The organism is Rhizobium sp. P38BS-XIX (genome assembly GCF_012641435.1).
In the GTDB taxonomy this organism is placed as follows: Bacteria; Pseudomonadota; Alphaproteobacteria; order Rhizobiales; family Rhizobiaceae; genus Rhizobium.
On sequence record NZ_JABAIJ010000003.1, the window covers coordinates 521,643 to 533,613 of the forward strand.

Annotated in this window: 11 protein-coding genes; 7 read left to right on the top strand and 4 right to left on the bottom strand. The window is 59.7% G+C overall.

Features of this window, described 5'->3' with window-relative positions; translation table 11 throughout:
• Positions 1 to 39 precede the first annotated feature (39 nt).
• The 4 genes from HGP17_RS14445 to HGP17_RS14460 are packed head-to-tail and all read right to left on the bottom strand — an operon-like array spanning position 40 to position 5,049.
• Positions 40 to 585 (bottom strand): sarcosine oxidase subunit gamma family protein, encoded by a 546-nt coding sequence (locus HGP17_RS14445; RefSeq protein ID WP_168810024.1) that lies wholly within the window; start codon positions 583 to 585, stop codon positions 40 to 42.
• Entirely contained in the window at positions 578 to 3,511 is a 2,934-nt protein-coding gene (locus HGP17_RS14450) for a sarcosine oxidase subunit alpha family protein (RefSeq protein WP_168810026.1), read from the bottom strand. The genes HGP17_RS14445 and HGP17_RS14450 overlap by 8 nt, the downstream gene beginning before the upstream one ends.
• On the bottom strand, positions 3,508 to 3,786 hold the full coding sequence (locus HGP17_RS14455; protein ID WP_168810029.1) for a sarcosine oxidase subunit delta: 279 nt from the start codon (positions 3,784 to 3,786) through the stop codon (positions 3,508 to 3,510). The genes HGP17_RS14450 and HGP17_RS14455 overlap by 4 nt, the downstream gene beginning before the upstream one ends.
• Positions 3,787 to 3,798: 12 nt before the next feature.
• Positions 3,799 to 5,049 carry a sarcosine oxidase subunit beta family protein gene (locus HGP17_RS14460; protein ID WP_168810031.1) on the bottom strand — a complete coding sequence of 417 codons (1,251 nt, stop codon included), beginning with the start codon at positions 5,047 to 5,049 and terminating at the stop codon, positions 3,799 to 3,801.
• A gap of 88 nt (positions 5,050 to 5,137) precedes the next feature.
• On the opposite strand from HGP17_RS14460, the gene HGP17_RS14465 reads away from it, so the two are divergent.
• The 7 genes from HGP17_RS14465 to HGP17_RS14495 form a co-directional block, all read left to right on the top strand.
• Positions 5,138 to 6,097: a GlxA family transcriptional regulator gene (locus HGP17_RS14465; RefSeq protein ID WP_168810033.1), complete on the top strand. Its 960-nt coding sequence runs from the start codon at positions 5,138 to 5,140 to the stop codon at positions 6,095 to 6,097.
• 75 nt (positions 6,098 to 6,172) lie between these two features.
• Entirely contained in the window at positions 6,173 to 6,856 is a 684-nt protein-coding gene (locus HGP17_RS14470; RefSeq protein WP_168810035.1) for a helix-turn-helix domain-containing protein, read from the top strand.
• A 90-nt stretch (positions 6,857 to 6,946) separates the two neighbouring features.
• Complete coding sequence (locus HGP17_RS14475) at positions 6,947 to 7,855, top strand: glutamine amidotransferase family protein (RefSeq protein ID WP_168810094.1); 909 nt, start codon at positions 6,947 to 6,949, stop codon at positions 7,853 to 7,855.
• A gap of 32 nt (positions 7,856 to 7,887) precedes the next feature.
• Positions 7,888 to 8,574: a GXGXG domain-containing protein gene (locus HGP17_RS14480; RefSeq protein ID WP_168810037.1), complete on the top strand. Its 687-nt coding sequence runs from the start codon at positions 7,888 to 7,890 to the stop codon at positions 8,572 to 8,574.
• A 15-nt stretch (positions 8,575 to 8,589) separates the two neighbouring features.
• Positions 8,590 to 9,918 (top strand): FMN-binding glutamate synthase family protein, encoded by a 1,329-nt coding sequence (locus HGP17_RS14485; protein WP_168810039.1) that lies wholly within the window; start codon positions 8,590 to 8,592, stop codon positions 9,916 to 9,918.
• Between the two features lie 76 nt (positions 9,919 to 9,994).
• Positions 9,995 to 11,302: a type III glutamate--ammonia ligase gene (gene glnT / locus HGP17_RS14490; protein ID WP_168810041.1), complete on the top strand. Its 1,308-nt coding sequence runs from the start codon at positions 9,995 to 9,997 to the stop codon at positions 11,300 to 11,302.
• Positions 11,303 to 11,400: 98 nt separating this feature from the next.
• On the top strand, positions 11,401 to 11,971 hold a 571-nt coding region (locus tag HGP17_RS14495; RefSeq protein ID WP_168810043.1), incomplete at its 3' end, for a formyltetrahydrofolate deformylase.

The window sequence follows — 11,971 nt, forward strand, 5'->3', positions numbered from 1 at the left end:
CCGAGTTGGGGAAGGCGCCTCGCGTCGAATGACCGCGGTTCAGGATACCCCGGGTGAGGCGCCAAGCGACAAAGCCAGTTCTTCCAGCTCTTCATAGAGCGCTTCTGCAAAGCTGCGCAGCACCGTTAGCTCGAATTGCTCAGCGCCGACACGCGCCAGCTGGATCGATATGTGCCCGAAAAGGGTCATTGCTGCTTGCCCCTCCGGAAATGCAGAGGAGTGAAGATCGACTGCCGTGCCTTTGCTCAGGAGGTTGGCGGCAAGGGTGCCGGAGACACCGATACGAATACGACCGTGGCTCTGATCGGAGACGAATGCACCGCCGGCCAGTGTCTTGACGAGGTCGCGAACCTGCGCGTTCGAAAGCGTCTCGTCGCCGGCGACGAACCATTGTCTATATCCGGCCGTCCGCACAGAACTATCGTTAAGGCCGACGGCGGAAAGATGCGCTTTGAGACCATCGGTCGTCAGGGCGCCCATGATATGCAGCAGATGCCCCTCCGGCAGAGCTTCGAGCCGAATGGCCGAACCCCTCAGCTGTGGCTTACCGCCAAGGACAGACTTTCTTTCGGGAAGATCAGGCATGAAGCTTCTCGTTTTCAGGATCGATGAAGACCGGGCTGCAGAGCTGCCCCTCGGTAAATTCGTTGCGCAAGCCGTTCCAGATAAGAACCTTTTCCCCGATCCGTTCTGGCCCATGCTTGACCAATGCCAGGCCAATCGTATGTCCAAGGCTCGGAGAAAAGGCGCTTGAGGTGACGTAGCCCTGATCGTTCTCCAGCGTTGCGGCCGCACCGTCCGCCAAGATATGTGCCCCCGTGCGAAAGCTCGTTGCCGGATCGAGCGGCTTGACGCCGACCAGGCGAGGGCGGTCGGCTGCCTGAAGGCCTTCGCGGGCTAACATCGCCTTGCCAATGAAGTCGGCTTTGGTCGAGGACACCATGCGGGCAAAGCCGAGATCGCCCGGGGTAACCGTGCCGTTGATTTCGGCGTGTGTCACATGGCCTTTTTCGATGCGCATGACGCCTAGGGCTTCCGCACCATAGGGGCAGATATCGTGCTTCTGGCCAGCCTGCATGATGGCGTCGGCAACCGCTTCGCCGTAGGCGGCGGGAACGCCGAGTTCATAGGCAAGCTCGCCCGAAAACGAGATGCGGAAGAGCCTGCCTTCAAGCTTGCCGCCGAAGAGCGTGACCGCACGTGCGCTCATGAAGGGGAAAGCGGCATCCGAAATATCCTCATCGACGATCTCGGCAAGAATGGCTCGCGATTTCGGCCCTGCAACCGCCATCTGTGCCCATTGGTCCGTCGATGAGGCGAAGTAGACTTCGAGCTCCGGCCAGAGCGTCTGTGCGCAGAATTCCAGGTGCGTGAGAACGCCGGCGGCCAGCGCCGTCGTCGTGGTCATGAAGAAATGATCGTTGCTCAGGCGGCTGGTCGTGCCGTCATCGTAGATCAAGCCGTCTTCACGCAGCATGATGCCATAGCGGGCCTTGCTGACTGCAAGCTTGGCGAAACCGTTGCAATAGATGCGATCGAGGAAGGCGGCGGCGTCCTTGCCGAAGATCTCGATCTTGCCGAGCGTCGAGACATCGCAGATGCCGGCATTCGCGCGGATGTTCAGCACTTCGCGGTCGACACTGTCTCGCCAGGTCTTCTCGCCCGCACGCGGGAACCAGGAAGAGCGATACCAGAGCCCGGTTTCGACAAACGTCGCACCATTCTTCTTCGCCCAATTGTGCAAGGGTGATTTGCGGGCGGGTTGGAAGTGCTTGCCGCGCGACGTACCTGTAAGGGCTCCAAAGGAGACGGGCGTATAGAAGGGTCTGAATGTGGTCGTGCCGACGTCCGCAGGTGAAACGCCACGCGCCTCGGCGAGAATGCCGATGGCATTGATATTCGAGAGCTTACCCTGATCGGTCGCCATGCCGTTCGTCGTATAGCGTTTGGCGAGTTCGACATGACCGTAGCCCTCGCGCACGGCAAGGCCGAGATCTTTCAGATGGACGTCGTTTTGATAATCGACGAAGGCTTTGCCCTTGCCGCCCTTGATGGACCAGAGCGGCGAGGCTGCGATCTCGGCGTCCTCCGAAGGCGGAAAGGCCGGTGCAGTCTTTGCAAAGCCGATCTCCTGCAGCGCTTCGACCGCTTTGGCAGCGCCGTCACCGAGGCAAGCTTCGACGGATGCGAGGCCAGTTGCGGAGCCCGCGAGATACAAGCCCTCTTGTCTTTCCGGAGCAAGGAATGCCGCGTGTCTTCCGGACCAGACCGGTCTTGCGCCACGATGACAGGCGAGGTGGATGATCGGGCTCCAGCCGCCGGACATGGCAAGCGCATCGGCTTCGATCCGTTGCACGCCCGAGGGCGTTGCGATGGTTACGCCGCGAAGTTGTTTGCCGCCGTGCGCGTCAACGACGCGTGCGCCCTTTAGCACCCGAGCCTTGCCGTTCCAGGTATCCCTGCTATCGGCGCGGCTATCGACGATCGCGGCGATTTCAACACCGGCGGCTTCCAGATCCGAAGCCGTCTGATAGCCGGACTGGTTTGTGGTGAACACAACGGCTCGGCGGCCGGGCGCGACAGCCTGACGGTTCAGATAGCTGCGCATCGCGCCAGCCATCATGACCCCGGGAATGTCATTGCCGCCAAAGACCAGCGGCCGCTCTTCGGCACCTGTGGCGAGAATGGCTCGCTTGGCGATGATGCGCCAAAGCCGTTCGACCGGCTGGTGAACGTCCGGTGCGCTTATATGCTTTTGCACGCGCTCGACAGCGCCGAACACGTTGTCATCATACCAACCGATTGCGGTCGTGCGTGGCAAGCATTGAACATTCGGCAGACTTTCGATTTCCGCGAATATATCACCGATCGGGGACTTGCCCTCGACAAGCAGGCTGCCTCCAAGCACAAAGCTCTCATCGACCAGAAGAACGCGCGCGCCGGCTCGTCCTGCCGTTAGCGCAGCGGCAAGGCCAGCCGGGCCCGAGCCGATGACCAACAGGTCGCAATGCGCCCAGCATTTCTCGTAGGAATCTGGATCGGGCTCATAGGAGGCCTTACCAAGGCCGGCAGCCTTGCGGATGAACGGCTCGTAGACTTTTTCCCAAAAGGCGGCCGGCCACATGAAGGTCTTGTAGTAAAAGCCAGCGCTCAGGAAGGGAGAGAGCAGACTGTTCACCGCACCGATGTCGAAGCCCAGCGATGGCCAACGGTTCTGGCTGCGCGCAGCCAGCCCCTCGTAGAGCTCGATGACTGTGGCACGACTGTTAGCTTCCGTTCGCCCGCCTGAGCCTGTGGTGACTAGTGCATTGGGTTCAGCGGCTCCTGCCGTCAAAATCCCGCGCGGGCGGTGATATTTAAAGCTGCGGCCGACAAGCTGGATGCCATTGGCCAGCAGGGCCGAGGCAAGTGTGTCGCCTGGATGCCCCTGCAAGTCCGTCCCATCAAAACTGAAGCTGATGTTTTTCGCACGATCGATGCGGCCACCGGAAGAAAGGCGATAGCTGCTCATGCCCGATCTCCGAGTTTGGCAAGTGCGGCGTCGCTGACGCCATGCACCTTGTGTGTGACCGTATCGCGCTCCACGATCAGCCAGCGACGGCAGCCGGAGGAGTGGTGCCAATATTCCTTGTGCGTCCCCTTCGGGTTGTCGCGAATATAGACATAGTCGAACCACGCATCGGAACCGGCATCCGGCGCCGGACGCGCAAGGTTCGCGTCACCCTTGATGGTGAATTCCTCTTTCGGGCGAGCGCCGCAGTGAGGGCAGGAAATCAGGCTTGCCATCTCGTTAAGTCCTCAATGCAGATTCGGCTGTGAGCCGACGCCTTTTTCATCGATCTGATAGCCGCGCCGGAATCGATCGAGCCGCAGTTGCGTCGCCGTTTCGTGCGGTTCGTTGCGCGCGATCAGATGGGCATAGCAATAGCCGGAAGCCGGCGTGGCCTTGAAGCCGCCGTAGCACCAGCCGGCGTTCAGGTAGAGATTGTCGATATGTGTGCGATCGATGATTGGCGAGCCATCCATGCTCATGTCCATGACGCCACCCCAGGTGCGCAGATAGCGTACGTGCGTCAGGGACGGGATCAGGGCAACGCCGGCTTCGGCGACATGCTCGACCGTCGCCAGGTTGCCTCGCTGCGCATAGGAGTTGTAGCCATCGATGTCGCCGCCGAAGACGAGGCCGCCCTTGTCCGATTGCGAGACGTAGAAGTGGCCTGCTCCGAAGGTGACGACACAATCGATGAACGGCTTCAAACCCTCGGAGACGAAGGCCTGCAGCACATGGCTTTCGATCGGGAGGCGAAGGCCTGCCATATCGGCGACGACGGTGGAGTTGCCGGCTGCGGCCAAAGCCAGCTTGCCGCAGCCGATAAAGCCCTTCGTCGTTTCAACGCCTGTGACTCGGCCATTCTCGCTGCGAATGCCGGTGACCTCGCAGCCGGTGATGATATCGACGCCACGGCTATCGGCGCCGCGCGCATAGCCCCAGGCAACCGCATCGTGGCGGACCGTTCCACCGCGCGGCTGCAACAGGCCGCCCATGATGGGAAAGCGGGCATTGTCGAAATCCAGAAAAGGCAGCTTTTGGCGAACGGCTTCCCGATCGAGAAATTCCGCATCGACGCCGTGCAGACGCATGGCGTTGCCGCGTCTCGTATAGGCATCGCGCTGTGCGTCGGAGTGAAAGAGATTGATCACGCCGCGTTGCGATACCATCGCATTGAAATTGAAATCTTGCTCCAGCCCTTCCCAGAGCTTCATCGACAACTCGTAGAATGGGTTGTTGCCGGGCAAGAGATAGTTCGAGCGGATGATCGTTGTATTGCGACCGATATTGCCCGAGCCCAGATAACTCTTTTCCAACACGGCGACATTGGTGATGCCGAAGGTCTTGGCAAGATAATAGGCGGTTGCCAGTCCGTGGCCGCCGCCTCCGACGATGATGACATCATAATGCGGCTTGGGTTCGGGCTGACGCCAGGCGGGCGCCCAATTGGCATTGCCGCGAAGCCCGTTGAGAAAAATGGAGAGAGCGGAATAGCGCATGGATTCATCCAGGTGGAATTGCCACCATGATGGCAGAACGATATTTGCCGACTTGCATAATCAGGACATATTTCGATAAAAAAGAGACATGGTTTCGATCGATCCAAAAAACGTGCAGCATATCGGCCTCATCCTGATTCCGGGTTTCGCGCTGATGTCCTATGCGTCGGCGAGCGAACCGCTTCGCGCCGCCAATCTTTTGGCTGGCCGAGAAATTTATCGGCTATCGACGTTTTCACCAGACGGTACGCCGGCTCTCTCCTCGGGTGGCGTGCCTGTCCCTGCCACAGCACTTCCGGGCCGCGGGGCGGGGCTCGGAACTGTATTCGTCTGTGCAGGTGGGTCGCCGCGTGACTGGCACTATCCGACTGTACTCGCCTGTCTCAGGCAACTGGCCCGCGAGGGTGTCCGCATCGGCGGCATATCCGGCGGCCCCTATCTGCTCGCCGCCGCCGGTCTTTTGGAAGATCGCGACTTCACCATTCATTGGGAACATGCTCCGGCATTGCTGGAGTCGTTTCCGACGCTGTCGCCGCGTCAGGCGCGCTTCGTGGTCGATGGCAATCGCATCACCTGCGGCGGTGGCATCGCGCCGCTTGATATGATGCATGCGCTGATTTCCGAGCGCATGGGGCCGGATTTTGCCCGCCGCGTCAGCGATTGGTATCTGCACACGGAAGTCGGTGAACCAGCCGCTCCCCAACGAGGTTCACTCGCCGAGCGCTATGGCGTCCATCACCCAGGCTTGCTGAGCGTGCTGGAAAAAATGGAAGAGACGATCGAGATGCCGCTGGGGCGGGCCGCCATGGCCCGCATCGCCGGCATCACGCCGCGCCATCTCGACCGATTGTTTTCAGCGCATCTGGCTTCAACCTTTCTCGATCAGTATCGCCGCATCAGGCTGCAGCATGCCAAGCGTCTGCTCGAGCAGAGCCCGCTATCCATTTCAGAAATCGCCGTTGCCACCGGCTTTTCCAGCGGCGCGCACTTCTCGCGGGCCTATCGCAACTTCCACGGCGTCGCGCCAAGCGCAACGCGCCAAGCCTAGTTTTCGTCCCAGTTGAGAAAATTTCACCGTGAAGATAGAATGCTGCCGGTGAAGAATGGCCGCAAGGAATTGTAAATGAAGACCAAGTCAAGCAAAGCCGCGAATGAGGAGCATCCGCACAGCTCGCGGTCGGCTTTTTCGCAGGATCCGCACGCGGTTCGCGAACCGAAGGAAAACAATCTCGAGATGGCGATCGGCCATGAGGTTCGTGCCTATCGCAAGAAGCTTGGCATTACGGTCACCGACCTCGCGGCCGCCACCGGAATTTCGCTCGGCATGCTGTCGAAGATCGAAAACGGCAACATATCGCCGTCGCTGACGACGCTACAATCTCTGTCCCGCGCGCTTGGCGTGCCGCTGACCGCCTTCTTCCGCCGCTATGAGGAACCGCGCAACGCGGTTTTCGTCAAGGCCGGCCAAGGCGTGGAACTGGAGCGGCGCGGCACGCGGGCCGGCCATCAGTACAATCTGCTCGGTCATATCGACAACAACTCCAGCGGCGTCATTGTCGAACCCTATCTGATTACGCTGACGGTTGACTCGGATGTGTTTCCGACTTTCCAGCATGAGGGAATGGAGTTTCTCTACATGGTCGAAGGTGAGGTGGTCTATCGCCACGGGGATCAGCTTTATCACATGCAGCCCGGCGACAGCCTCTTCTTCGATGCGGACGCCCCGCACGGTCCGGAAATGCTCGTCAAATTGCCCGCCAAATATCTGTCGATCATCAGTTATCCACAGCGCGGCAAAATCGACTGACTTGCCTTAAAAGAAAAAAATATTCTTTTCAGTTGAAAATCAAAAATGGACCTGATAGCCATTTTGCAGATGCAAATGGAGTATCTGGTCATGTGCGGAATTGTCGGTCTCTTCCTGAAAGATAAAAGCCTTGAGCCGAAGCTCGGCTCGCTTCTCTCCTCCATGCTTGTGACGATGACGGATCGCGGCCCTGATAGCGCTGGCATCGCGATCTATGGTGCTGGCGACGGCAAGAACGCGAAGATCACGATCCAATCTCCCAACGCCAAGAAAGATTTCGACGGACTCGAGTCTGATCTGCGGCGTGCGCTGGATACGGCTGTTGCGGTCGAGATCAAAAGCACCCACGCAGTCATCACGCTCGCAAGCGAAAAATTGGACGAGGGCAGGGCGGCCATTGCGTCGCTGCGGCCGGATGTCCGGATCATGAGCAGCGGCGATGCCATCGAGATCTATAAGGAAACGGGTCTGCCGAAGGATGTCATCTCCCGCTTTGGCGTGACATCCATGTCCGGAACACACGGCATCGGCCATACCCGCATGGCGACAGAATCCGCCGTGACCACGCTCGGCGCGCACCCGTTCTCGACCGGCGCCGACCAGTGCCTCGTCCATAATGGCTCGCTGTCGAACCACAACAATCTTCGCCGCGAACTCGTTCGGGAAGGGATGACTTTCGAAACGCAGAACGACTCCGAAGTCGCGGCCGCTTATCTTACGGCCGAGATGGCCAAGGGCAAGGATCTCGGTGAAGCTTTGACCGGCGCTCTCAGCGACCTCGACGGCTTCTTCACCTTCGTTGTCGGCACGAAGTCCGGTTTCGGCGTCGTACGCGACCCGATCGCCTGCAAGCCCGCCGTCATGGCCGAAACCGATCAGTATGTCGCCTTCGGCTCCGAATATCGCGCGCTGGTTAGCCTGCCGGGTATCGAAAATGCCCGTATCTGGGAGCCGGAGCCGGCTACCGTCTATTTCTGGGATCACGAAAAGGCCGCCTAGTTCAGCCCTGGTGCAATCGAGAAAGTATCTTCATGCCAGTTTTCGATCTATCCGTTACTTCGCTGCGCGAATTTAACAGCATGCTTCACAGCCTTGCGGCCGGCACCAACGATACGGCTTTCGAAGTCGTCAATCCTCGCGGTCATCATGCCGTCGCGGTCGGCATCGACAGTCCCGTTACCGTCGATATCCGGGGATCGGTCGGATATTATTGCGCCGGCATGAATGACGGCGGATCGGTGACGGTCCACGGCTCGGCTGGTCCGGGGGTCGCGGAAAACATGATGTCTGGCACTGTCGTCATCGAAGGCGATGCGAGCCAGTATGCCGGTGCGACCGGCCAGGGCGGCCTGCTGGTTATCAAGGGCAATGCGGCATCGCGTTGCGGTATCTCGATGAAGGGCATCGATATCGTCGTTCACGGCAATATAGGCCATATGTCCGCCTTCATGGGACAATCAGGCCATCTGGTCGTGCTTGGCGATGCCGGCGATGCTCTTGGCGACAGTCTTTATGAAGCGAAGCTCTTCGTTCGCGGCTCTGTGAAAAGCCTTGGCTCGGATTGCATCGAGAAGGAGATGCGCGCCGAGCACATCGCCAAGCTTGCCGAGCTTTTGGAGAAGGCCGGCGTCAAGGACGTCAGGCCGGAAGAGTTCAAGCGCTATGGATCGGCGCGCAAGCTTTACAATTTCAACATCGACAATGCCGACGCGTATTAAGGCGAAAGGGACACCATGAGCTATCACAATCCGCTTACGCCGCCGCGCAAATCCGCAACCTTCGACGACAACACGCTGGCCGAGATCCGCCGTGCGGCCGCGACCGGGATTTATGATATCCGCGGCGCGGGTACCAAGCGCAAGGTCCCCCATTTCGACGACCTGCTTTTCCTGGGCGCTTCGATCTCGCGCTATCCGCTCGAGGGCTATCGTGAGAAATGCGACACCACAGTCGTTCTCGGCAGCCGTTTCGCCAAGAAGCCGATCACGCTCAAGACCCCGATCACCATCGCTGGCATGAGCTTCGGCGCCTTGTCGGGTAATGCCAAGGAAGCTCTTGGTCGCGGCGCCACGATTGCCGGCACGTCCACGACGACCGGCGACGGCGGCATGACCGACGAGGAACGTGGCCATTCGCAGACACTCGTCTATCAGTATCTCCCCTCCCGTTACGGTATGAACCCGAAGGATCTGCGCCGCGCGGACGCGATTGAGGTTGTCGTGGGCCAGGGTGCCAAGCCAGGCGGCGGCGGCATGCTGCTCGGCCAGAAGATTTCGGATCGCGTCGCCAATATGCGCAACCTGCCGAAGGGTATCGATCAGCGTTCGGCTTGCCGTCATCCAGATTGGACCGGGCCGGACGATCTTGAAATCAAGATCATGGAGCTGCGCGAAATCACCGACTGGGAAAAGCCGATCTACGTCAAGGTCGGCGGTGCGCGCCCTTATTACGATACGGCTCTTGCCGTGAAAGCCGGCGCCGATGTCGTCGTTCTTGACGGCATGCAGGGCGGGACGGCCGCAACGCAGGACGTTTTCATTGAAAATGTCGGCATGCCGACACTCGCCTGCATTCGTCCAGCGGTCCAGGCGCTGCAGGATCTGGGCATGCATCGCAAGGTGCAGCTGATCATCTCCGGCGGCATCCGTTCCGGCGCCGATGTGGCTAAGGCTCTGGCGCTTGGTGCGGATGCGGTTGCCATCGGCACGGCGGCGCTGGTTGCGATCGGTGATAACGATCCGCGCTGGGAGGAAGAATATCAGAAGCTCGGCACAACCGCCGGTGCCTATGACGACTGGCACGAGGGCAAGGACCCCGCCGGCATCACGACGCAGGACCCGGAGCTTTCGAAGCGCCTCGATCCAATCGTGGCGGGCAGGCGGCTTGCCAATTATCTCAAGGTGATGACGCTTGAGGCTCAGACGATTGCGCGTGCCTGCGGCAAGAATCATCTGCATAATCTGGAACCGGAAGACTTGTGCGCGCTGACGATGGAGGCCGCAGCTATGGCGCAGATTCCGCTGGCCGGCACGAACTGGTATCCGGGCAAGGGAGGCTATTAATACTCCGATCGGGCCGAAGAGCCCGGCGGCTGCATGCATATCGAAGTGTCTCGAAAAAATCCAAAGGGGAACGAGAATGACACTGGATCTTGCTGCTTTTGCGAAAGACAAAGGCATCAAATATTTCATGATCAGCTACACAGATCTTTTTTCCGGGCAGCGCGCCAAACTGGTGCCGGCCCAGGCCATTACAGGGATGCAGGAAGACGGGGCAGGCTTTGCCGGCTTCGCGACCTGGCTGGATATGACGCCCGCCCATCCTGACCTTTTTGCCGTCCCCGACCCGTCCTCCGTCATCCAGCTCCCATGGAAGAAGGATGTTGCCTGGGTCGCCGCCGATTGCATGATGGAAAGCCAGCTGGTTTCCCAGGCGCCGCGCAACGTGCTGAAAAAGCTCGTCAAGGAGGCGGAAGCCGCCGGCAAGCGTGTCAAGACCGGCGTCGAAGCCGAATTCTTCCTGATCACCGCCGACGGCTCGAAGATTTCCGACGAATACGACACCGCCGAAAAGCCATGCTATGACCAGCAGGCCGTCATGCGTCGCTATGACGTGATCGCCGAGATCTGCGACTACATGCTGGAACTCGGTTGGGGCGCCTATCAGAACGACCATGAGGACGCCAACGGCCAGTTCGAAATGAACTGGGAGTTCGACGATGCCTTGAAGACGGCGGACAAGCATTCCTTCTTCAAATTCATGGTCAAGTCCGTCGCCGAAAAGCACGGATTGCGCGCGACCTTCATGCCGAAACCCTTCAAGGGCCTGACGGGTAACGGCTGCCACTGCCACATCTCCGTATGGAGCAATGACGGCCGGACGAACGTCTTTGCCGATAGGGAAGCCGAGTTCGGCCTCTCGGCGGAAGGCCGCCATTTCCTCGGCGGCATCATGAAGCACGCCTCGTCGCTGGCAGCGATCACCAATCCGACGGTCAATTCCTACAAGCGCATCAACGCGCCGCGCACGACATCGGGTGCCACCTGGTCTCCGAACAGCGTGACTTGGACCGGCAACAACCGCACCCATATGGTGCGCGTACCTGGTCCCGGCCGCTTTGAGCTGCGTCTGCCGGATGGTGCGGTCAACCCGTATCTGCTTCAGGCGGTCATCATCGCCGCGGGCCTCGATGGCCTTCGCAACAAGGCTGACCCCGGCCCGCATCACAATATCGATATGTATGCGGAGGGGCATCTTGTGAAGAATGCGCCGAGACTGCCGCTTAATCTGCTGGATGCGCTCCGGGCTTACGACGAGGATGAGGGCCTGAAAGAGGCGATCGGCTCGGAATTCTCCGCCGCATATCTGAAGCTCAAGCATCAGGAATGGAACGCCTACTGCTCGCATTTCACGCAGTGGGAACGCGACAGCACGCTCGACATCTGAGCGCGAAGCCGGGATCTGCCCGATCGAGCAAGCGTGCCGGAGCGCGAGACTTCGGCACCGCTGCGGGTGTTGGCCGTTGACGACGGAGGATGATCGTCATGAAGAGCTATGTACTGACAGTTGCGTGCAAATCGACGCGCGGGATCGTTGCGGCGATATCGAACTATCTCGCCGAACAGGGCTGCAACATCGTCGACTCCAGCCAGTTCGACGATCTCGATACCGGCATGTTCTTCATGCGGGTCTCCTTCATCTCCGAAGAGGGTGTTGCGGACGCCGCACTGGTCGAAGGCTTCAAGCCGATCGCCACCAAGTTCGAGATGGTCTCTGAGATCCATGATGCCAAGAAGCGCATGAAGGTGCTGCTCATGGTATCGCGCTTCGGCCATTGCCTGAACGACCTGCTGTACCGCTGGAAGATCGGTGCGCTGCCGATCGACATCGTCGGTGTCGTCTCCAACCACTTCGAATACCAAAAGGTCGTCGTCAATCACGACATTCCCTTCCACCATATTCCGGTGACCAAGGCCAACAAGCCGGAGGCGGAAGCGCGGATCATGGACGTGGTCGAGCAGACCGGCACGGAGCTGATCGTGCTGGCGCGCTACATGCAGATCCTGTCGGACTCCATGTGCCAGAAGATGTCCGGCCGCATCATCAACATCCATC

What these genes read in the sequence shown, in the direction of transcription:
- HGP17_RS14445 (WP_168810024.1), bottom strand. Translation starts at nt 585, where the DNA reads ATGCCTGATCTTCCCGAAAGAAAGTCTGTCCTTGGCGGTAAGCCACAG.
- HGP17_RS14450 (WP_168810026.1), bottom strand. Translation starts at nt 3,511, where the DNA reads ATGAGCAGCTATCGCCTTTCTTCCGGTGGCCGCATCGATCGTGCGAAA.
- HGP17_RS14455 (WP_168810029.1), bottom strand. Translation starts at nt 3,786, where the DNA reads ATGGCAAGCCTGATTTCCTGCCCTCACTGCGGCGCTCGCCCGAAAGAG.
- HGP17_RS14460 (WP_168810031.1), bottom strand. Translation starts at nt 5,049, where the DNA reads ATGCGCTATTCCGCTCTCTCCATTTTTCTCAACGGGCTTCGCGGCAAT.
- HGP17_RS14465 (WP_168810033.1), top strand. Translation starts at nt 5,138, where the DNA reads ATGGTTTCGATCGATCCAAAAAACGTGCAGCATATCGGCCTCATCCTG.
- HGP17_RS14470 (WP_168810035.1), top strand. Translation starts at nt 6,173, where the DNA reads ATGAAGACCAAGTCAAGCAAAGCCGCGAATGAGGAGCATCCGCACAGC.
- HGP17_RS14475 (WP_168810094.1), top strand. Translation starts at nt 6,947, where the DNA reads ATGTGCGGAATTGTCGGTCTCTTCCTGAAAGATAAAAGCCTTGAGCCG.
- HGP17_RS14480 (WP_168810037.1), top strand. Translation starts at nt 7,888, where the DNA reads ATGCCAGTTTTCGATCTATCCGTTACTTCGCTGCGCGAATTTAACAGC.
- HGP17_RS14485 (WP_168810039.1), top strand. Translation starts at nt 8,590, where the DNA reads ATGAGCTATCACAATCCGCTTACGCCGCCGCGCAAATCCGCAACCTTC.
- glnT (WP_168810041.1), top strand. Translation starts at nt 9,995, where the DNA reads ATGACACTGGATCTTGCTGCTTTTGCGAAAGACAAAGGCATCAAATAT.